Annotated in this window: 17 protein-coding genes; 6 read left to right on the top strand and 11 right to left on the bottom strand. The window is 64.3% G+C overall.

The features are described from left to right. Positions 1-162 precede the first annotated feature (162 nt). The 3 genes from QX034_RS13735 to QX034_RS13725 all read left to right on the top strand — a co-directional run bounded on the left by QX034_RS13735 (position 163) and on the right by QX034_RS13725 (position 2,530). The gene (locus tag QX034_RS13735; RefSeq protein WP_315767651.1) at positions 163-1,377 is read left to right on the top strand and encodes a divergent polysaccharide deacetylase family protein; all 1,215 of its coding nucleotides are present in this window, start codon (positions 163-165) and stop codon (positions 1,375-1,377) included. A 78-nt stretch (positions 1,378-1,455) separates the two neighbouring features. Continuing rightward, a complete protein-coding gene (locus QX034_RS13730; protein ID WP_315729951.1) occupies positions 1,456-1,962 on the top strand; it encodes an RNA pyrophosphohydrolase in 507 nt (168 codons plus the stop codon). A gap of 61 nt (positions 1,963-2,023) precedes the next feature. Continuing rightward, a complete protein-coding gene (locus QX034_RS13725; protein ID WP_316195471.1) occupies positions 2,024-2,530 on the top strand; it encodes an RNA pyrophosphohydrolase in 507 nt (168 codons plus the stop codon). 87 nt (positions 2,531-2,617) lie between these two features. Here QX034_RS13725 and QX034_RS13720 read toward each other — a convergent pair whose 3' ends face one another. The 5 genes from QX034_RS13720 to QX034_RS13700 all read right to left on the bottom strand — a co-directional run bounded on the left by QX034_RS13720 (position 2,618) and on the right by QX034_RS13700 (position 7,774). Then, positions 2,618-3,025 carry a F0F1 ATP synthase subunit epsilon gene (locus tag QX034_RS13720; RefSeq protein WP_315729953.1) on the bottom strand — a complete coding sequence of 136 codons (408 nt, stop codon included), beginning with the start codon at positions 3,023-3,025 and terminating at the stop codon, positions 2,618-2,620. A 94-nt stretch (positions 3,026-3,119) separates the two neighbouring features. Then, positions 3,120-4,550: a F0F1 ATP synthase subunit beta gene (gene atpD, locus QX034_RS13715; protein ID WP_315702068.1), complete on the bottom strand. Its 1,431-nt coding sequence runs from the start codon at positions 4,548-4,550 to the stop codon at positions 3,120-3,122. Between the two features lie 96 nt (positions 4,551-4,646). Continuing rightward, entirely contained in the window at positions 4,647-5,525 is an 879-nt protein-coding gene (locus QX034_RS13710; protein ID WP_315702069.1) for a F0F1 ATP synthase subunit gamma, read from the bottom strand. Between the two features lie 159 nt (positions 5,526-5,684). Continuing rightward, positions 5,685-7,214, bottom strand: a complete 1,530-nt coding sequence (gene atpA / locus QX034_RS13705) for a F0F1 ATP synthase subunit alpha (protein WP_315702070.1) — start codon at positions 7,212-7,214, stop codon at positions 5,685-5,687. Continuing rightward, a complete protein-coding gene (locus QX034_RS13700; protein ID WP_316195470.1) occupies positions 7,214-7,774 on the bottom strand; it encodes a F0F1 ATP synthase subunit delta in 561 nt (186 codons plus the stop codon). Before QX034_RS13700 ends, atpA begins: the two co-directional genes overlap by 1 nt. A 653-nt stretch (positions 7,775-8,427) precedes the next feature. Between QX034_RS13700 and QX034_RS13695 the strand changes: the two genes are divergently transcribed. Next, the gene (locus QX034_RS13695; protein WP_315702072.1) at positions 8,428-8,964 is read left to right on the top strand and encodes a septal ring lytic transglycosylase RlpA family protein; all 537 of its coding nucleotides are present in this window, start codon (positions 8,428-8,430) and stop codon (positions 8,962-8,964) included. 236 nt (positions 8,965-9,200) lie between these two features. Here QX034_RS13695 and QX034_RS13690 read toward each other — a convergent pair whose 3' ends face one another. Continuing rightward, entirely contained in the window at positions 9,201-11,411 is a 2,211-nt protein-coding gene (locus QX034_RS13690; protein WP_315728052.1) for a primosomal protein N', read from the bottom strand. A 111-nt stretch (positions 11,412-11,522) separates the two neighbouring features. Between QX034_RS13690 and QX034_RS13685 the strand changes: the two genes are divergently transcribed. Beyond that, the gene (locus QX034_RS13685; RefSeq protein ID WP_315729992.1) at positions 11,523-12,515 is read left to right on the top strand and encodes a tyrosine recombinase XerC; all 993 of its coding nucleotides are present in this window, start codon (positions 11,523-11,525) and stop codon (positions 12,513-12,515) included. A gap of 92 nt (positions 12,516-12,607) precedes the next feature. Next, positions 12,608-13,198, top strand: coding sequence for a DUF4337 domain-containing protein (locus tag QX034_RS13680; RefSeq protein ID WP_315702075.1), 591 nt, complete (start codon positions 12,608-12,610; stop codon positions 13,196-13,198). Between the two features lie 19 nt (positions 13,199-13,217). Here QX034_RS13680 and QX034_RS13675 read toward each other — a convergent pair whose 3' ends face one another. The 5 genes from QX034_RS13675 to QX034_RS13655 form a co-directional block, all read right to left on the bottom strand. After that, on the bottom strand, positions 13,218-13,748 hold the full coding sequence (locus QX034_RS13675) for a hypothetical protein (protein ID WP_315728055.1): 531 nt from the start codon (positions 13,746-13,748) through the stop codon (positions 13,218-13,220). Between the two features lie 124 nt (positions 13,749-13,872). Beyond that, positions 13,873-15,276 (bottom strand): dihydrolipoyl dehydrogenase, encoded by a 1,404-nt coding sequence (gene lpdA, locus QX034_RS13670; protein WP_315728057.1) that lies wholly within the window; start codon positions 15,274-15,276, stop codon positions 13,873-13,875. 50 nt (positions 15,277-15,326) lie between these two features. Next, entirely contained in the window at positions 15,327-16,073 is a 747-nt protein-coding gene (locus QX034_RS13665) for an SDR family oxidoreductase (protein WP_315702078.1), read from the bottom strand. A 65-nt stretch (positions 16,074-16,138) separates the two neighbouring features. Further along, positions 16,139-17,377 (bottom strand): 2-oxoglutarate dehydrogenase complex dihydrolipoyllysine-residue succinyltransferase, encoded by a 1,239-nt coding sequence (odhB, locus tag QX034_RS13660; protein ID WP_315702079.1) that lies wholly within the window; start codon positions 17,375-17,377, stop codon positions 16,139-16,141. Positions 17,378-17,507: 130 nt separating this feature from the next. Then, positions 17,508-20,465 carry a 2-oxoglutarate dehydrogenase E1 component gene (locus QX034_RS13655; RefSeq protein WP_315742608.1) on the bottom strand — a complete coding sequence of 986 codons (2,958 nt, stop codon included), beginning with the start codon at positions 20,463-20,465 and terminating at the stop codon, positions 17,508-17,510. Positions 20,466-20,573: the final 108 nt, after the last annotated feature.

Raw genomic sequence — 20,573 nt, 5'->3', positions numbered from 1 at the left:
AATTCAAGTTTCGCAAGGGCGGCCTTCGGGCCGCCCTTTTTGCGTCCAAGCGCTGACCGCCGACAGGTGGGCCGCTCTCTTCCTTGACCGTCACCAAAGCCCGAGCCCTGCGCGGGTACACTCGGCCGTGGTATCGTCGGCCCGACTGATTCGGGAATTTCGATGACAGAAACGGCCGACGAGCTGAGCGCCCCGCTGGGACAGACGGAGACACGTCGCAGGCGCCGGCTCCGGCTTCCGTTCACCGGATGGCAAGCGCTGGCCGTGCTGCTTGGGCTGACCTTGGTCGTGTTCGCCGGCTTCGCGCTATTCCATGACGATCCGCTCGGCGGCGAGCCCGTGGTGCGGATTGCGATCAGCAGCGGCATCAAGCCGAGCGATGACGAGGCCGCTACAGCGAAACCCGCCGCCAAATCCGAGCACGGCAGTGCTACGGAGACGAAGCAGCAGCCGAGCGGCAGCCAGAAGACGGTGACCATCATCGATGGCTCCAGCGGCACCCGGCAGGAGGTGGCGATCGGCGCCGACACGGCCGATGGCGGCGATTCAGGCAAGGCCACGCCGGCAACGGCCATGATCGGTGTGGACCCGCGGCTGCTTGAAAAATCGCGCTACGGCATGATCCCGGTATCCGCCGATGGGCTGAAGCCGTTCACGGCCTATGCGGCAGACGCCGACCGCGCCAAGGCCGCGAAAATGCCGGTCGTGGCGATCGTGATCGGCGGGCTTGGCGTCGGGGCCGCCAAGACCACCGACGCCATCATGAAGCTGCCTGCAGCGGTGACCTTGGCCTTCACACCCTACGGCTCCGATCCCGGCAAGCTCGCCGAGCGCGCGCGGGCCCAGCGCCACGAGATCCTGCTGCAGATCCCGATGGAGCCGTATGATTACCCGGACAACGATCCGGGGCCGCAGACCTTGCTGGCCACCTTGGGACCGGACCAGAATATTGATCGGCTGTATTGGCATTTGAGCCGACTGCAGGGCTATGTCGGGGTCGCAAATTTCATGGGTGCACGCTTCGTCGCGACCGAGAGCGCGATGCAGCCCATCGTCGCGGAAGCCGCCAAGCGGGGGCTCGCCTTCTTCGATGACGGCGCAGCGCCCCGCAGCGTCGCAGGCGCGCTGGCAACCGGCCAAGCCATGCCCTTCGCCAAGGGCGACGTCGCGATCGACGCGGTGCCGACCGCCGTTGAGATCGACAACGCGCTGACGAAGCTCGAGAGCCTTGCGAAAGAGCGCGGCGTCGCAATCGGCACGGCATCGGCCCTGCCGGTCTCGATCGAGCGCATCGGAACCTGGATCAAAGGGCTGGAGCGCAAAGGCATTTTGCTTGTGCCATTGACAAGCGCGATGCTGAAATCAAAATCCAATTGACGGCGTCCGGTCCTAGCCCGGCGCAGGTAAGGCGAGCGGCCCGTGAATAGAGGTCGACCGCAGGAAGGCTTTGACGGAATGACACGTTACGAAGACCTGCCCTACCGAGACTGTGTCGGCGTCATGCTTATCAACCAAGAGGGGCTGGTCTTCATCGGTCGTCGTGCCGGCGGCATCGAGCATGTCGATGAATCCCATGTGTGGCAGATGCCGCAGGGCGGCGTCGATCCTGGCGAGGACGCGTGGGATGCGGCCAAGCGCGAGCTCTATGAGGAGACCAGCGTGCGCTCGGTCGAGAAGCTCGCCGAGATCGGCGATTGGCTGACTTACGACATCCCGCGGACGGTGGCCGGACGCGCCTGGAAAGGACGGTATCGCGGACAGCGCCAGAAATGGTTCGCCATGCGCTTCACCGGCCAGGATAGCGAGATCGAAGTCGCCCATCCCGGCGGCGGTCACCACAAGGCTGAATTCGTCGGCTGGCGGTGGGAGCCGATGCAGAATCTGCCCGAGCTGATCGTCCCGTTCAAGCGCCCGGTCTACGAACGGGTGGTGCAGGAATTCACCAAGCTGGTGAAGCGATAATGGCTCGCCGCGCGCCGCGCATTTGCGACATCGCATCTCGACGGATCAGGTCAGCAATCTCATGAGCGAGACAAAGCCCTATCGTCCGAATGTCGGGATCGCTCTGTTCAATACCGAAGGCCAGGTCTTCCTCGGCCGTCGCTTCCGCGACGACGGACCGGAGATCATTCTGCCGGGGCTGGAATGGCAGATGCCGCAGGGAGGCGTCGACGCAGGCGAGGATCTGCGGGACGCCGCACGCCGGGAACTCTGGGAAGAGACAGGCATCCGTGACGCCGATTTCCTCGGCGAGAGCGACTGGCTGACATATGAATTTCCGCCCTTCGAGGACCCCTCGCACCGGCTCGCCCGATTCCGCGGCCAGCACCAGAAATGGTTCGCCATGCGCTTCACCGGCGACGAGGCCGATATCGATCCGCTGACGCTGCGCAATGGGCAGGCGGCCGAGTTCGACGCTTGGCGCTGGGAACGCTTGGCCCTTGTGCCGGACCTCGTCATACCGTTCCGCCGCGAAGTCTATCGCCAAGTGGCCCGGCAGTTCGCGCGCTTTGCCGAACAGGTGATCTGATCGGACACCTCAACAAAATGGCCGGGACGAAGCCCGGCCTTTTTGTCGTTCGATGCTGGTTTGCGAGTTCTCGGGCGCGCCGCCGACTTAATGAAGGGCGGTGGTATTGAGCTGGTACTGGATGGTCTTGAAGTGATCCAGCCGCTCAATGGCGCGGTCGAGCTCGTTGCCTTCCTTCTCGGCGAGCTTGGCCTCCATCTCGGAGATCTGGCCGGCGAGTGCGGCACGGTCGAGCTCAGCCAGCGAGGTGGCCACATCGGCAAGCACCGTCAGCCCCTTGTCGGAAACCTCAGCAAGTCCGCCCAGCACGATGATCTTCTGATGCGTGCTGCCGGTCGTCACCGTCAAGATGCCGGGCCGCAACGCCGCGACGAACGGCGCATGTCCGGCCAGGACGCCGAAGTCACCTTCCAGCCCGGGGATATCGACCTGATCGACTTCGCCAGCGAAGGCGATCTTTTCCGGCGAGACGAGATCGAAATGAAAGGTTGCCATTTGACACCTGCGAATAGCGAATAGCGAATGGCGAGTAGTGAAGAGGATGCAGCGAATAGTCTGTTCTATTCGCTACTCCCTATTCGCTATTCGCTTAGGCGGCTTCCGCCGCCAGCTTCTTGCCCTTCTCGACAGCCTCTTCAATGGTGCCGACCATGTAGAAGGCAGCCTCCGGCAGGTGGTCATACTTGCCTTCGCACAAGCCGCGGAAGCCCTTGATGGTGTCCGCGAGCTCGACGAACTTGCCGGGCGAGCCGGTGAAGATCTCGGCGACGTGGAACGGCTGCGAAAGGAAGCGCTCGATCTTGCGGGCGCGCGCCACGGTGAGCTTGTCCTCTTCCGACAACTCGTCCATGCCGAGAATGGCGATGATGTCCTGCAGCGACTTGTAGCGCTGCAAGATCTGCTGGACCATGCGCGCAGTGGTGTAGTGCTCCTCACCGACGACCAGCGGCGACAGCATGCGCGAGGTCGAGTCGAGCGGGTCCACCGCCGGGTAGATGCCCTTTTCCGAGATTGCACGGTTCAGCACGGTCGTAGCGTCCAAGTGAGCGAACGAGGTCGCCGGTGCCGGGTCGGTCAAGTCGTCGGCCGGAACGTAGATCGCCTGCACCGAGGTGATCGAGCCCTTGGTGGTGGTGGTGATGCGCTCCTGCAGCGCGCCCATGTCGGTGGCCAGCGTCGGCTGATAGCCCACCGCCGACGGAATGCGGCCGAGCAGCGCCGACACTTCCGAGCCCGCCTGGGTGAAGCGGAAGATGTTGTCCACGAAGAAAAGCACGTCCTGCCCCTGATCGCGGAAATATTCGGCGACGGTCAGGCCGGTGAGGCCGACGCGGGCGCGCGCGCCTGGCGGCTCGTTCATCTGGCCGTACACCAGCGCGCACTTCGATCCTTCGCCGCCGCCCTGCTTGTTGACGCCGGATTCGATGAACTCGTGATAGAGATCGTTGCCCTCACGGGTACGCTCGCCGACGCCGGCGAACACCGAGTAGCCGCCATGGGCCTTGGCGACGTTGTTGATCAGCTCTTGAATCAGCACCGTCTTGCCGACGCCGGCGCCACCGAACAGGCCGATCTTGCCGCCCTTGGCATAAGGCGCGAGCAGATCGACGACCTTGATGCCGGTGACGAGAATCTCGGCTTCGGTCGACTGCTCGGTATAGGCAGGAGCCGGCTGATGGATGGCGCGCTTGCCGACCGCCTTGACCGGACCGGCTTCGTCGACGGGATCGCCCACCACGTTCATGATGCGACCGAGCGTGCCCTCGCCGACCGGTACCGAGATCGGCTCACCGGTATCGGTGACTTCCTGGCCCCGCACCAGACCTTCGGTGGTATCCATCGCGATGGTGCGCACGGTGTTCTCACCGAGATGCTGCGCGACCTCGAGCACGAGGCGGTTGCCACCGTTCTTGGTTTCGAGCGAATTCAGGATCGCCGGAAGTTCACCTTCGAACTGAACGTCGACGACGGCGCCGATGACCTGGGTAATGCGACCGATCTGGTTGGCTGCGGTAGCCATCTCATCTCTCTCCTTACGATCCGAATTCTCGACCTCGGCCGGCTCGACCGGGGATATTGACCTTGATTGCCTCGAATGAGTGCTGCGTGACCGCTGTTACACGGCCTCGGCACCCGAAATAATTTCAATCAGTTCCTTGGTGATCATCGCCTGGCGGGTCCGGTTGTAAACCAGGGTCTGCTTGCGGATCATGTCGCCGGCATTGCGCGTGGCATTGTCCATCGCGGTCATCTGCGCACCGTAGAACGAGGCGTTGTTCTCGAGCAGCGCGCGGAAGATCTGGACGCCGACATTGCGCGGCAGGAGACCTGCGAGGATCTCATCCTCCTCCGGCTCGTATTCGTAGAGCGCGACCGGCGCGGCATTGGCCGGCCGCTCTTCGACGACCAGCGGGATGATCTGCTGGGCGGTCGGGAGCTGCGCGATCACCGATTTGAAGCGCGAATAGAACAGCGTGCAAACATCGAACTCGCCGGCCTCGAAACGTGCAATCACCTTCTTGGCGATGTCCTCGGCGTGGACGAAGCCAAGCTGGCGCACGGCGCGTAGGTCGACATGCTCGACGATCTGCTTCTCGAACAGGCGGCGGAGCTGCTCATAACCCTTGCGGCCGACGCAGAAGAACTTGACCTCCTTGCCCTGGTTCATCAAGGCGAGGGCCCGATCGCGCGCCAGACGCACGATCGAGGAGTTGAAGGCGCCGGACAGGCCGCGCTCACCGGTACAGACCAGGAGCAGATGGACATGGTCGCGGCCGGTGCCTGAAAGCAGTTTCGGCGCAGTGGCCGAACCTGCCGCGGCACTCGCAATGTTCGAGATCACCGCGTCCATCTTCTCGGCATAGGGACGCGCCGCTTCGGCCGCCGTCTGCGCGCGGCGCAGCTTGGAGGCTGCGACCATCTGCATTGCCTTGGTGATCTTCTGCGTCGCCTTGGTCGAGGCGATGCGGACCCGCATATCTTTCAGTGACGCCATTGCTCGTCTAGCTCACCCCGGCGGCCGGTCCCCTGGGACTTGACCGCTCAACCCTTAAGATGATTCACGCCCGGCCTCGTGCCGGGCATGACATGTCCCGTTGTCCCACATCGACGACGTGGATGGCCGGGCGAACCCAGCCAGCCATGGCCTGCTCAATCAGGCGAAGGACTTGGCGTAAGCCTCGACCACGGCCTTCAGCTTGGAGGCGCTGTCGTCCGACAGGTCGCGGCTGTCGCGGATGGCGTTGAGCAGGTCGGCATGCTTGCCACGCAGCGTCGACAGCAGCCCCTCCTCGAAGGCGCCGACCTTGTTGAGCGGCAGACCGTCGAGATAGCCGTTGGTGCCGGCCCAGATCACGCAGACCTGCTCTTCCATCTTCAGCGGCGAGAACTGCGGCTGCTTCAAGAGTTCGGTCAGGCGCGAACCGCGGTTGAGCAGGCGCTGAGTGGCGGCGTCGAGATCGGAGCCAAACTGCGCGAACGCCGCCATTTCGCGGTACTGCGCCAGCTCACCCTTGATCTTGCCGGCGACCTTCTTCATCGCCTTGGTCTGCGCCGACGAACCGACGCGCGACACCGACAGACCGACGTTCACCGCGGGACGGATGCCCTGGAAGAACAGGTCGGTCTCCAGGAAGATCTGGCCGTCGGTGATCGAGATCACGTTGGTCGGGATGTAGGCCGACACGTCGTTGGCCTGGGTTTCGATCACCGGCAGCGCGGTCAGCGATCCCGCCCCCTGCGCGTCGTTCAGCTTGGCGGCCCGCTCGAGCAGGCGCGAATGCAGATAGAACACGTCGCCCGGATAGGCTTCGCGGCCCGGCGGACGGCGCAGCAAGAGCGACATCTGGCGATAGGCGACGGCCTGCTTGGAAAGATCGTCATAGATGATGACCGCGTGCATGCCGTTGTCGCGGAAGTACTCGCCCATGGTGCAGCCGGTGAACGGCGCGAGATACTGCATCGGCGCCGGGTCGGATGCGGTCGCGGCGACCACGATCGAATATTCCAGAGCGCCCTGCTCCTCCAGCACCTTCACGAACTGAGCAACCGTCGAACGCTTCTGACCGACCGCCACGTAGACGCAGTACAGCTTGATCTTCTCATCGTTCTGCGCGTTCAGGGGCTTCTGGTTCAGGATGGTGTCGAGCGCGATCGCGGTCTTGCCGGTCTGGCGGTCGCCGATGATCAGCTCGCGCTGGCCGCGGCCGATCGGGATCAGCGCGTCGATCGCCTTGAGACCGGTGGCCATCGGCTCGTGCACCGACTTGCGCGGAATGATGCCGGGCGCCTTGACGTCGACGCGCTTGCGTTCGGTCGCCTGGATCGGCCCCTTGCCGTCGATCGGATTGCCGAGCGCGTCGACGACGCGGCCGAGCAGGCCCTTGCCGACCGGCGTGTCGACGATGGCGCGGGTGCGCTTGACCGTCTGGCCTTCCTTGATCTCGCGGTCGGCACCGAAGATGACGACGCCGACATTGTCGGTTTCGAGGTTCAGCGCCATGCCGCGGGTGCCGTTCTCGAACTCGACCATCTCGCCGGCCTGGACGTTGTCGAGGCCGTAGACGCGGGCGATACCGTCACCGACGGAGAGCACCTGGCCGACTTCGGAGACCTCGGCTTCCTGTCCGAAATTCTTGATCTGGTCCTTCAGGATCGCGGAAATTTCCGCGGCGCGGATGTCCATCAGCCTGCCTCTTTCATCGCGTGCTTAATCGAATTGAGTTTGGTGCGGAGCGAGCTGTCGATCATGCGGCTGCCGAGCTTGACGACGAGACCGCCGATGATCGCAGGATCGACCTTCACATTGAGAGCGACGTCCTTGCCGGTCACCGTCTTCAGGGCGGCCTTCAGAGCGTCGAGATTCTTGTCGGACAGAGGCTCGGCCACCGTGACATCGGCACTGGCCTCGCCCTTGAACTTGGTCACCAGCGCGCTGAAGGCGCGGATCACGTCAGCCACCGCAAACAGGCGGCGGTTGGCGGTCAGCACTTTCAGGAAGTTGGCGGCGATGCCGGAGATGCCGGCCTTGTCGAGAACGGCCGTCAGCGCCTTGAGCTGCACGTCCGCGGCGAAGACCGGGCTGCGGACGAGCCGCTTGAGATCGGCGCTCTCGGTCACCAGCGCGTCGAATTTGTCGAGATCGGCCTTGACCGCATCGATCGACTTCTCATCGCGGGCCAACTCAAACAGGGCGGTCGCATAACGACCGGACACACCTGATACGGACGGATCTTCAGCAGCCACAGACGTGCTCTTTTTATTATGTCAAATCCGCAAGGAGGAAACCGGCGCCGCGCCGCGGCGCAAACCGATCAAGCCCTTGGAATTCAAGCCGGACTTTGATTTTCGATCGCCGCAAAAGCAGCTTGATCACGAAAAGCGGCGCTTTGCTAACATAGCGTAAGCGCAGCCGCAACAAGACCAGCCCCCCAATCGGCGCCTTATCGCCGCAGCGCGGCCAGCCTGCATCAGCGGACAGCACCGGGCGCCGGCCGCCCGTCAGACCATGTTACCGTAACTTCCCAACTCGCCGCCGCGATGTTCCACGCGCTGGGCGCATAGGGGTTATGACCAAAGTCCCTTGACCGGCCATTTTCGACCCGTGGGCGCCCTGCGCGCGTTACAGGCGCAATATTTGGCGAAAACTTACCCGAAACGATAAAGACTTTCTTTGACAGTATTATAAAGTATTTTAGCCGTTAATTTCCAGTTAACGTACAAGATTACGGAATTTTCCTGGATCAATGTACGCCGCCACAGAATATTTCCGCGGCGTGGGAACGAAATCTACTGCCCCATTCGTGCCGCATTGCGCCACCAAACGGCGATCGCTCAAAACTGACGGGGGTCAACTGACCACAGAACGTGGCAATACTACCCTAAAGGAACCGTTGTAGATGCTGAAACTGAAGAAGCTGCCGGTCGCCAAGATTGCCGGCTCGCGAACTGCGCTCGCCGTCGCCGTCACCCTGATCGTCGGCGGCACCGCCACCGAGGCGTCGGCCCGGACCAGGCATCACCATCATCGCCACCATCACCACCACATGGCCCGCCCCAGCGGCGAGGCGGCGTCGGAGTCGTTCGCGAACGGCTGGTCGAATGGATCTTGGGTGAACGCCAACGCCTCGATCGGATCGAACTCGGGCTCCGGCCGGACCTTCTCGGGCATGGCCTCCTACTACGGCAGCGAATCCGGCAGCCGCACCGCCTCGGGCCAGCGCATGAACTCCAATGCCATGACCTGCGCGCATCGCTCGCTGCCGTTCGGCACCAAGCTGCGCGTCACCCATGGCGGTCAGAGCGTGATCGTCACCGTCAACGATCGCGGCCCGTTCATCCGTGGCCGGGTGCTCGACCTCTCGACCGGCGCGGCCCGCGCCATCGGCCTGACCCGCGCAGGCGTCGGCCGCGTCACCGCCGAAGTCGTTTCGTAAGACGCAGGCCGCTTCTCCCTCAGCACCGCCGTCTGCTCCATGCGCCAGATGTGCATGACGGTCGAAGGCTGCAGGTTGAGGTCGATACCGCCGCCCGTTCGCACCGTCATTGCGAGGGGCGAAGCCCCGAAGCAATCCAGGCCTTCCACTCTGGACCATCCTGGATTGCTTCAGGCTTCGGCGGACAAGTCGCTCCGCTGGCTATGAGCGGCGGAGGGGGCGCAACAAGCAACGTGCTACAAGAAGCTCTGCGGGTCGACGTCCACTTCGAGCTTCAGGTTGCCTTTCGGCTTCGGCGCATGCGCCAGCCAATGGCGCAGATAATCCGATAGATCGAAATTGCGCGCCGATTTCAGCAGCAGCCGGAAACGATAGCGGCCCTTGATGACGGCGAGCGGTGCCTCGGCCGGCCCCAATAAGGTCACCCCCTCTTCGCGCGGCGCCGTCGTGGCCAGCTGACGCGCAAAGCCCTCAGCGGTGGGCCGGTCGCCGGCCGAAATGATCAGACTCGCCAGCCGGCCGAACGGCGGATAGCCGGTGCGCTCACGCGCCTCGATCTCGCTCGCATAGAACGCCTCGCGATCGCAGGCGACCAGCGCCTTCATCACCGGATGCTCCGGCTGATGCGTCTGCAGATAGCCGACGCCGCGGCCTTGGTCGCGGCCGGCGCGCCCGATTACCTGGTTGAGGAGTTGCCAAGTGCGCTCTGCCGCGCGCGGATCGCCGTTGCTCAAACCCAAATCGGCATCGACCACGCCAACCAGATTGAGGCGGGGGAAATGATGGCCTTTTGCCACGAGCTGGGTGCCGATAATGATGTCGACGCGGCCCTCCGCAATCTCCGTCAGTTCGGCGCGCATGGTCTCGATCGAGGTGATGAGGTCGCTCGACAGCACCATGCTGCGCGCCTCCGGAAACAGCGCCGCCGCCTCCTCCTGCAGGCGCTCGACGCCGGGACCGACGGCAACCAGCGACTGCTCCGCCGCGCAATGCGGGCAGGTGGGCGGACGCGGCATCGAGAAGCCGCAATGATGGCAGACCAGGCGCTGACGAAATCTGTGATCGACCAGCCAAGCGTCGCAGATGGTGCAGGCGAAGCGATGGCCGCAGGCGCGGCACAAAGTCAGCGGCGCATAGCCGCGGCGGTTGAGAAACAGCAGCGCCTGCTCGCGCCGTTCGATCGCGTTGCGGATCTCGCCGGCGAGCCGCGGCGAGACGAAGCGGCCACGCGGCGGCGGCTCGCGCCGCAGATCGATGGCTTCGATATGCGGCATGTGCTGGCCGCCGAAACGCGAGGGCAGCGCCACGCGCTGATAGCGTCCCTTGCGCGCATTGACCTCGGTCTCGACTGAGGGTGTGGCCGAAGCCAGGACGACCGGAATCTTGGCGATGTGCCCACGCACCACGGCCATATCGCGGGCATGATAATGCGCGCCTTCGTCCTGCTTGTAGGCCTGGTCATGCTCCTCATCGACGACGATGAGCCCGAGATCGGCATAGGGCAGAAACAGCGCCGAGCGCGCGCCGACCACGACCGGTGCTTCGCCGGCCGCGATCGCGGCCCAATTGCGCTGGCGCGTCCGCGGCGTCAGCTCGGAATGCCATTCCAGCGGCCGCACCCCGAAGCGGCGCGCGAAGCGATCGAGGAACTGGCCGGTTAACGCGATCTCCGGCATCAGGATCAGCGACTGCTTGCCCCGGCGGATCGTCTCAGCCACGGCTTCGAAATACACTTCCGTTTTGCCCGAGCCGGTGACGCCGTCGAGCAGCGCGACATGGAAGGTGCCGTTGGCGGCGAGCGCGCGCATCGCATCGACAGCCGCGCGCTGCTCGCGGAAGAACTCCGGTTGCGCAAAACCAGGATCGGGCGGCGGCGGTGGCAAGGCGCGCGGCATGGCTTCGACGGTGAGCGTGCCTTCGTCGACGAGACCGTCGATGACGCCGGTCGACACGCCTGCCTCGCGTGCGAGATCGGACTTGCCGTGCAGGAGGCGATCGGACACCGCCTCGATCACGCGGCGTCGCGCCGGCGTCAGCCGCTTCGGCGCCTCGCCGACCAGACGCACCCCAAGCCGGATGCGTTCAGGTCCCAGATGCTCGCCCATGCGCAGCGACATCCGCAGCACCATGCCGCGCGGCGACAGCGTGTAATTCGCAACCCAGTCGACCAGTGCCCGCAGCTCCTCCTTGAGCGGGGGCACCTCGAGCTTCTCGGAGACATCCTTCAGGCGGTTGTGCAGGCGCGGATCGGGATTGGCGTTGTCCGCCCAGACCACGGCCAGCACCTCGCGCGGCCCGAGCGGCACGCCGACCACGTCGCCCGGCTTCAACTCCAGGCCGCGCGGCACACGATAGGAATAGGTGTGGTCGAGCGCGACCGGCACCAGGACGTCGACCACGCGGGTCGACGCGGCAGCGCCTGGATGAGGATTCGTCGCGCGGTCCATGAACGGAATCGGTTCCTGTGGCCATCGAGGCTAGCGCGGCCGCGAGCGGTTAGCGAATGGTAAACGAAGGCAATGCGATATAGTCAGATCACCAGCGCTGTCCAGAACGCCATGGCCAAGGCAGAGAACAAGCCAGAGAAAGCGATCACGACGCCCGAACCGCCAGAGCTCGTCTGTGCCGACGCCAGCCTGTCGCAGGCGATGATGCATTGGCTCGCACATCTGCGCAGCGAGCGGCGGCTGTCGCCGAAGACGGTCGAGGCCTATGCGCGGGACCTCAGGCAATGCCTACAGTTCCTGTGCGAGCACTGGGGTGAGCGAGTCACGCTGGCACGCTTCGCCGCGCTGGAAGCCACCGATATCCGCGCCTTCATGGCGATGCGCCGCGCCAACGACATCGCCGGGCGCTCGCTGATGCGCGCGCTCGCGGGGCTGCGGTCATTTGGCCGCTTCCTGGAGCGGGAAGGCAAGGGCAAGGTCGGGGCGTTCTCGGCGATCCGGGCGCCGAAGATCGCCAAGAGCCTGCCAAAGCCGCTGCCGATGGATGCGGCCAAGCGCGTGACCGATGCCGATGAACGCGCCGGCGAGACGCGCGAGACCTGGGTGCTGGTGCGAGATGCCGCCGTGATGGCGCTGCTCTATGGGTCGGGGCTGCGCATCTCGGAGGCGCTCGGCCTGAAGCGTCGCGAGGTGCCGCGTCCCGGTGAAGGCGACGTGCTGGTGGTGACCGGGAAGGGCAACAAGACCCGCATGGTGCCGGTGCTGCAGAACGTGCTGCAGCTGATCGATGAATATGCCTCGCTCTGTCCCTACCCGCTACCGGAGGAGGGCCCGATCTTCGTCGGCGCCAAGGGGGGCCCGTTGAGCCCGCGCATCATCCAGCTGGCGATGGAGCGGCTGCGCGGCGCGCTGGGCCTGCCCGATAGCGCCACGCCACATGCGCTGCGCCATTCCTTCGCGACGCACCTGCTCTCGCGCGGCGGCGATTTGCGCGCCATCCAGGAGCTGCTCGGCCACGCATCTCTGTCGACGACGCAAATCTATACCGGCATCGACTCTGAACGACTGCTCGAGGTCTACGCCTCGGCGCATCCGCGGCGGTGAGTTCGTCGCCGACACGTTTCCGTCATATCGTTTCGCTTGCGCTGCCCTCGCCGTTCCGGCATTCGTCCTCTGACCATCCGGAGGGGGAACAGATGAGCGCACATGAAAGCATGGAGCATGCCGAACACGCCGAGCATGCCTCGAGCGAGAACAAGAAGATCGCGCTGCTGATCTCAGTCATCGCGCTGTGCCTGGCACTATCGGAGACCCTGGGTAAGGGCGCACAGACCGAATCGATCAGCAAGAATGTCGAGGCCTCGAACCTCTGGGCGTTCTTCCAGGCCAAGACGATCCGCCGCACCGTGGTGCAGACCGCAGCCGAACAGGGCAAGCTCAACCTGCCGGCTTTGCCGGACGAGACGACCAAGGCGGCACTGCAGAAGCAGATCGACGACTGGCAGAAGAACGCCTCGCGCTATCGCTCCGAGCCCGACACCGGCGAGGGCAGCGAACAACTGGCCGAACGCGCCAAGCACGCCGAAGAGGAGCGCAACCTCGCTACCGACAAATACCATCACTACGAACTGGCATCAGCCGCCTTCCAGATCGCGATCGTGCTGGCCTCGGCCACCATCATCACCGGCATGCTGGCGCTGGCCTGGATCTCGGGCGGACTGATGCTGGTCGGGATTGGAATGACCGTGCTCGGGATCTTCGAGCCGCATCTGCTGCATTTGCATTGAAAGCCGCCGCGGCGGCAGGTCAGCGCGCCTGCTGCACGCTCTTGCGGAAGCGCATGATCAGCCGCAGTACGCGGGACGACCAGCCGTCGCGGTGTCCTCGGATGATCTCGACGATCCGCGCCTTGATCGGATTGACGAGCGCGGCCGCCTTGGCACGGAGCGCCAGGACCGCTTCATAGAGCCATTCGAACCAGGCCATCTGCAACAGCTTGTTGCGCGTCACGTCGAACACGAAAGCGGTGATGCCGACGCCCAGGAACTTCGCGAACAGGATCGTGAAGACGGCGCTGGTCCAGTGCTGGTGCATCAGGAGCCACATGCCGGCCAGCTTGAGCGGAAAGAGCGGAATGACCGGCACGATGAAGACGATCAAGCTCATCGCCGGCGACAGGCTATCGACTCGCTCTGCGAGCCATTGCTTGAGGGCGCGGAGCGGAATGAGAGCGACCACGCGCGCCACGATCGGCTCGAGGTGGTCCCACAGCCAAGCTTCGATCAGGAAGATGATCGCAAGCAGGACCCAGAACGGCTGAAGCAGGCGGCGCAGCATGAAACTCCATCTCAGCCCCGCAACAGGCAAGCGCAATACGGCCAAATGACGCAGCACTGCGCGTTGCCTGCTGGCAGCATGATCGCGCGACTCATGGTCGTGCAATCATGCCTCAGGGCCTCGATCACATATGGATGGCACGCTTGCCGACCGCAAGCGCCGCCTCCTTGATGGCTTCCGACCGCGTCGGATGCGCGTGACAGGTGCGCGCCAGATCCTCCGCCGAGCCACCGAACTCCATCAATACGGCAGCTTCGTGGATCAATTCGCCGGCCTCACGGCCGATGATATGCACGCCGAGCACGCGATCGGTCTTCGCATCCGCCAGAATTTTGACGAACCCGTCGGTGGTCTGGTTGACCTTCGAGCGGCCATTCGCAGTGAACGGAAACTTTCCGACGGTATAAGCGACACCGGCCTGCTTCAGCTCGTCCTCGGTCTTGCCGACGGCAGAGACTTCCGGCGTCGTGTACACCACGCCGGGAATCACGTCGTAGTTCACGTGTCCGGCCTGGCCCGCGAGAATCTCGGCGACCGCGACGCCTTCGTCTTCAGCCTTGTGCGCGAGCATGGGGCCGGCGACGACGTCGCCGATCGCATAGATGCCCGGCACATTGGTCGCGAAGTGATGATCGGTCTGCACCCGGCCGCGATTGTCGAGCGTGACGCCGGCTTCCTGCAGGCCCAGTCCTTCCGTGTAAGGAACGCGGCCGATCGCGATCAGCACGACGTCGGCTTCCAGCGTCTCGGCGCTGCCGCCGGCGGCCGGCTCGATGGTCGCGGCAAGCTTCGCACCCGCGGTGTTCACGCCCGTGACCTTGGCGCCGAGCTTGAACGCGAAGCCCTGCTTTTCGAGGATACGCTGGAACTGTTTGGCGATCTCACCATCCATTCCCGGGAGAATACGGTCCAGGAATTCGACCACGGTGACTTGCGCGCCGAGGCGGCGCCACACCGAACCGAGCTCGAGGCCGATCACGCCGGCGCCGACCACGAGCAGGCTCGAAGGCACCTTCTCCAGCGACAGCGCGCCGGTCGATGAGACGATGCGCTTCTCGTCGATCTCGATCCCCTTCAGGCGCGCGACGTCGGAACCGGTCGCGATCACGATGTTCTTGGTCTCGACCGTCTGGCTGGCACCATCCTGGCCCGTCACCTGAACCTTGCCGGAGCCCAAGATCTTGCCCTTGCCGTGGAGCACGTCGATCTTGTTCTTCTTCATCAGGAACTCGACGCCCTTGACGTTGCCGTCGATGCCCTGCTGCTTGAAATTCATCATCGACGGCAGATCGAGCTTCGGCGCCGGGACGCTGACGCCCATCTTTGCAAAGGAATGCCCGGCCTCTTCGAACATCTCGGAGGCATGCAACAGCGCCTTCGAGGGCATGCAGCCGACGTTGAGACAGGTGCCGCCGAGCGTCGCGTTTTTCTCAACCACCGCCACCTTCATGCCGAGCTGCGCCGCGCGGATCGCGCAGACGTAACCTCCGGGTCCGGTGCCGATGACAATGAGATCGTAAGTGGCCATAATCGAATTTTCCGTGGGATTAGTTCGTGGGATGAGTTGGAGAGCGAGCGTCAGCGGCCGCCGGACACGTCGAGGATGGCTGAGGTGACGTAGGAGGCCTCGTCCGACACCAGCCAGACGATGGCGTTGGCGATTTCCTCGGCAGTGCCGACGCGCTTCATCGGCACCATCGGAGCAAGACGATGCGCACGATCCGGTTCGCCGCCGGATGCATGAATTTCGGTATCGATCAGGCCGGGACGAATGGCTGCGACGCGGATGCCCTCGCCCGCGACCTCATGACCGAGGCCGACCGTAAAAGAATCGATCGCGCCCTTGGAGGCGGCATAATCGACATAGGTATTAGGCGAGCCGAGCTTGGCGGCGACGGAAGACAGGTTGATGATCACACCGCCCTTGCCGCCATGGCGGGTCGACATCCGCTTCACCGCCTCGCGCGCGCAGAGGATGCTGCCGGTGACGTTGACCGCCATCAGCCGCTCGATGCGTTCGGCGCTCATCTCGTCGACGCGCGAGGTCGGGCCGACGATACCGGCATTGTTGATGAGCGCTCCCAGCGTACCGAACGCGTCCGCCGCCTTGAACAGAGCAAGGATGTCGCGCTCATGACCGACGTCGCATTTGACCGCGATGGCCTTGCCGCCCTTCGCCTCGATCGCCGCAACGACGCTTTTGGCCGCGGCCTCGTTGCTGGCATAGCCGATCACGACCTTGAAACCGCGTGCGGCGACCGCGAGTGCCGTGGCGCGGCCGATGCCGCGACTGCCGCCGGTGATGACTGCAACCCTGTCGCTCATGGTAGCCCCCGTTAAGCTATGAGGCGCGCTCTTGGCGCGCCTCATATGAACCGGACGATGAGGTCTCAGAGATCCAGCACCAGTCGTGCCGGATCCTCCAGGCTCTCCTTGACGCGCACCAGGAAGGTCACCGCCTCCTTGCCGTCGATCACCCGGTGATCGTAGGACAGCGCCAGATACATCATCGGCCGCACCTCGATCTTGCCGCCGACCACCATCGGCCGCTCCTGGATCTTGTGCATGCCGAGAATGCCCGACTGCGGCGCGTTCAGGATCGGCGTCGACATCAACGAGCCGTAGATGCCGCCATTGGTGATCGTGAAGGTGCCGCCCTGCATCTCGTCGATCTTGAGCTGGCCATCGCGGGCGCGGCGGCCGAAATCTGCGATCGACTTCTCGATGTCGGCGATCGACTTGCCGTCGCAATCGCGCACGACAGGCACCACCAGGCCCTTGTCGGTGCCGACGGCGACGCCGATGTGATAGTAGTTCTTGTAGATCAGGTCACTGCCGTCGATCTCGGCGTTGACCGCCGGGATGTCCTTGAGCGCCTGCACCACGGCCTTGGTGAAGAAGCCCATGAAGCCGAGCTTGGCGCCGTGCTTCTTCTCGAACACGTCCTTGTACTGCGCGCGCAGCGCCATCACGTGGCTCATGTCGACCTCATTGAAGGTCGTGAGCATCGCCGCGGTGTTCTGCACGTCCTTGAGGCGGCGCGCGATGGTCTGGCGCAGGCGCGTCATCTTCACGCGCTCTTCGCGCGCGGCATCGTCAGCCGGCGACGGCGCACGAACCTGGACGGCCGCGGCGGGCTGATTGACGGGGGTCGGTGCCGACGCCGCCCGCTCGATCGCCGCCAGCATATCGCCCTTGGTGACGCGACCATCCTTGCCGGAGCCCGGCACCGTGGTGGCATCGATGCCGCTCTCGGCGGAAAGCTTGCGCACCGACGGCGCCAGCGGCGCATCCGCCGGCGGAGCCTTGGCAGCCGGTGCAGTCGCTGTCGCAGCCGGCGGGGCCGCCGACGCGACCGGCTTGGCCGGGGCTGCGGCGGGCTTGGCGGCGACGGCGCCGTCATTGATCTGTCCGAGCAGTGCACCGACGGCGACCGTCTCGCCGTCCTTGGCCACGATCTCGCCGAGCGTTCCTGCCGTGGGCGAGGGCACCTCGATGGTGACCTTATCGGTCTCGAGCTCGACGAGCGGCTCGTCCACCGCCACGGCGTCTCCAGCCTTCTTGAACCAGCGGCCGATGGTAGCCTCGGTGACGGATTCACCGAGCGTCGGAACGCGAATTTCAGTCATGGTTTTGTCCTCAATAACCCCGTGCGGTCATAAACAAGAGTGTCATCGCTCGCGGGCGCGGGCGATCCAGTACGAACAGATGGTGCTACGCGTACTGAGTGGCCCGCCTGCGCGGGCCACGAGGAATGGATCAGTTGAGCGCGTCGTCAAGCAGCGCCTTGAGCTGGGCGAGATGCTTCGACATCAACCCGGTGGCGGTCGCAGCCGACGCAGCGCGACCGGCATAACGCGGACGCTTGCTCTTGCCACCGGCCTGGTTCAGCACCCACTCCAGATAGGGCTCGATGAAGTGCCAGGCACCCATGTTGCGCGGCTCTTCCTGACACCAGACGACTTCCGCGTTCTTGAAGCGCGACAGCTCGGCGACCAGCGCCTTCAGCGGCACCGGATAGAGCTGCTCGATGCGCATCAGGTAGACGTCGTCGAGACCACGCTTCTCGCGCTCCTCGTAGAGGTCGTAATAGACCTTGCCGGAGCACAGCACGATGCGGCGGATCCGATCGTCCGAGACCAGCTTGGTCTTCTCGTCCGGCTGCATCTGGGCGTCATCGTACAGGATGCGGTGGAACGTCGTGCCCTTGGCGAGTTCGTCGAGCCGCGACACAGCGCGCTTGTGGCGCAGCAGCGACTTCGGCGTCATCAGGATCAAGGGTTTGCGGATTTCGCGATGCAGCTGGCGACGCAGGACGTGGAAGTAGTTCGCCGGCGTGGTCGGATAGACCACCTGCATGTTGTCCTCGGCGCACATCTGCAGATAGCGCTCCAGACGCGCGGAGGAGTGCTCCGGTCCCTGGCCCTCATAGCCATGCGGCAGCATGCAGACCAAGCCCGACATGCGCAGCCACTTGCGCTCACCCGAAGAAATGAATTGGTCGAACACCACCTGGGCGCCGTTGGCGAAGTCGCCGAACTGCGCCTCCCAGCACGCGAGCGCATTCGGCTCGGCGAGCGAGTAGCCGTATTCGAAGCCCAGCACCGCTTCTTCGGACAGGAGCGAGTTGATGACCTCGAAATGCTCCTGTTCCGGCGCCAGATGGTTGAACGGGGTGTAGCGGCTCTCGTCTTCCTGGTCGATCAGAACGGAATGGCGCTGCGAGAAGGTGCCGCGCTCGCAATCCTGTCCCGAAAGGCGGACCTTGTGGCCTTCCAGGAGCAGCGTGCAGAACGCCAGCGCCTCGCCGGTCGCCCAGTCGAGCCCGACGCCGCTGTCGATCGCCTTGGCGCGATTCTCGAGGAAGCGCTGGATCGTGCGGTGGACGCGAAAACCGTCCGGCACCTTGGTGATCTTGCGGCCGATCTCCTTCAGCCTGTCCATTTCGACGCCGGTGACGCCGCGACGGGCTTCTTCTTCCTGGTCCGCCGACTTCAGCCCGGCCCACTTGCCGTCGAGCCAGTCGGCCTTGTTCGGACGATAGCTGGCACCGGCCTCGAACTCGGCATCGAGCCGGGCGCGCCAATCGGCCTTGGCCTTCTCGATCTCGCCCTCGGTCATCACGCCTTCGGCGACGAGGCGCTTGGAGTAGATCTCCAGCGTGCTCGGATGGGCGCCGATCTTCTTGTACATCACCGGCTGGGTGAAGGCCGGCTCATCGCCCTCGTTGTGACCGTGCCTGCGATAGCAGAACATGTCGATCACGACGGGCTTGTGGAATTTCTGCCGGAACTCGGTTGCGACCTTGGCCGCGAACACCACGGCTTCCGGATCGTCGCCGTTCACGTGGAAGATCGGCGCATCGATCATCTTCGCCACATCCGACGGATAGGGCGACGAGCGCGAATAGCGCGGATAGGTGGTGAAGCCGATCTGGTTGTTGACGATGAAGTGCAGCGAGCCGCCGGTGCGGTAGCCCTTCAGGTCGGACAGCGCGAAGCACTCGGCGACCACACCCTGGCCGGCGAAGGCCGCGTCGCCATGCATCAGCAGCGGCAGGACGGAGATGCGCATGTCCGGCGGATCGCCGTGCTGATCCTGCTTGGCGCGGACCTTGCCGAGCACGACGGGATCGACGATCTCCAGATGCGACGGATTGGCGGTCAGCGACAGATGGATGCGGTTGCCGTCGAACTCGCGATCGGACGACGCGCCGAGGTGGTACTTGACGTCGCCGGAGCCTTCGACCGCGTCCGGATTGGCCGAGCCGCCCTTGAACTCGTGAAACAGCGCGCGGTGCGGCTTGCCCATCACCTGGGTCAGCACGTTGAGCCGGCCGCGATGCGGCATGCCGACCACGACCTCTTTGATGCCGAGATTGCCGCCGCGCTTGATGATCTGCTCCAGCGCCGGGATCAGCGCCTCGCCGCCGTCCAGACCGAAGCGCTTGGTGCCCGTGAACTTGACGTCGCAGAACTTTTCGAAGCCTTCGGCCTCGACCAGCTTCATCAGGATGGCGCGCCGGCCTTCGCGGGTGAAGGAAATCTCCTTGTCGGGACCCTCGATGCGCTCCTGGATCCAGGCCTTCTGCGCCGCATTGCTGATATGCATGAACTCGACGCCGAGCGTCTGGCAATAGGTGCGCTCGCAGATGGCGACGATCTCGCGCAGCGAGCCGTATTCAAGCCCGAGCACGTGATCGAGGAAGATCTTGCGGTCGAAGTCGGCTTCCGCAAAGCCATAAGAGCGTGGATCGAGCTCCTCGCGGTTGCGCGGTGCCTCGATACCGAGCGGGTCGAGCTTGGCGTGGAAATGGCCCCGCATGCGGTAGGCGCGGATCAGCATCAATGCCCGCACCGAGTCCCGGGTCGCCTGATTGATGTCCGCAGCCGAAAGTTCGACGCCCTTGGCCTGCGCCTTCGCTGCGACCTTGGTCCCGACCGCTTTTTCGACCTCCGCCCAGTTGCCATCGAGCGCCGAGGTCAAATCATCCCGCGGAGCAACCGGCCAGTTGGCGCGCTCCCAGGACGGACCCTCTGCATTCTTGATGACGTCGGTGGGGGTATCCTTCAGGCTTTTGAAAAACGCCTGCCAGTCGGCATCGACCGAGGCGGGGTCTTTCTCATAACGGGCATAGATTTCGTCGATGTAGGTGGCGTTGGTGCCCTGCAGAAAAGATGACAGAGCAAAAGCTGCGTTCGCATCTTGGCGAGACATGGTGTCGTCCTGGTGAATTTCGCTGCGCCAATCAAAAAGCGGCGCAAAGCCTGACCCGCTGGCGCGGATCAGGCTCGGTTAGGACCGTTTACCTTATTTATTGTAAAT

This window comes from Bradyrhizobium sp. SZCCHNR3119 (genome assembly GCF_032487775.1).
Classification (GTDB): domain Bacteria; phylum Pseudomonadota; class Alphaproteobacteria; order Rhizobiales; family Xanthobacteraceae; genus Bradyrhizobium.
This window is presented reverse-complemented; position numbering and strand designations above follow the sequence as displayed.

Coding starts and splice junctions, on each gene's coding strand:
- atpA (WP_315702070.1), bottom strand. CDS start 7,214: ATGGACATCCGCGCCGCGGAAATTTCCGCGATCCTGAAGGACCAGATC.
- QX034_RS13655 (WP_315742608.1), bottom strand. CDS start 20,465: ATGTCTCGCCAAGATGCGAACGCAGCTTTTGCTCTGTCATCTTTTCTG.
- QX034_RS13675 (WP_315728055.1), bottom strand. CDS start 13,748: ATGCTGCGCCGCCTGCTTCAGCCGTTCTGGGTCCTGCTTGCGATCATC.
- QX034_RS13680 (WP_315702075.1), top strand. CDS start 12,608: ATGAGCGCACATGAAAGCATGGAGCATGCCGAACACGCCGAGCATGCC.
- QX034_RS13730 (WP_315729951.1), top strand. CDS start 1,456: ATGACACGTTACGAAGACCTGCCCTACCGAGACTGTGTCGGCGTCATG.
- QX034_RS13735 (WP_315767651.1), top strand. CDS start 163: ATGACAGAAACGGCCGACGAGCTGAGCGCCCCGCTGGGACAGACGGAG.
- QX034_RS13725 (WP_316195471.1), top strand. CDS start 2,024: ATGAGCGAGACAAAGCCCTATCGTCCGAATGTCGGGATCGCTCTGTTC.
- QX034_RS13665 (WP_315702078.1), bottom strand. CDS start 16,073: ATGAGCGACAGGGTTGCAGTCATCACCGGCGGCAGTCGCGGCATCGGC.
- QX034_RS13695 (WP_315702072.1), top strand. CDS start 8,428: ATGCTGAAACTGAAGAAGCTGCCGGTCGCCAAGATTGCCGGCTCGCGA.
- atpD (WP_315702068.1), bottom strand. CDS start 4,550: ATGGCTACCGCAGCCAACCAGATCGGTCGCATTACCCAGGTCATCGGC.
- QX034_RS13690 (WP_315728052.1), bottom strand. CDS start 11,411: ATGGACCGCGCGACGAATCCTCATCCAGGCGCTGCCGCGTCGACCCGC.
- QX034_RS13720 (WP_315729953.1), bottom strand. CDS start 3,025: ATGGCAACCTTTCATTTCGATCTCGTCTCGCCGGAAAAGATCGCCTTC.
- lpdA (WP_315728057.1), bottom strand. CDS start 15,276: ATGGCCACTTACGATCTCATTGTCATCGGCACCGGACCCGGAGGTTAC.
- odhB (WP_315702079.1), bottom strand. CDS start 17,377: ATGACTGAAATTCGCGTTCCGACGCTCGGTGAATCCGTCACCGAGGCT.
- QX034_RS13685 (WP_315729992.1), top strand. CDS start 11,523: ATGGCCAAGGCAGAGAACAAGCCAGAGAAAGCGATCACGACGCCCGAA.
- QX034_RS13710 (WP_315702069.1), bottom strand. CDS start 5,525: ATGGCGTCACTGAAAGATATGCGGGTCCGCATCGCCTCGACCAAGGCG.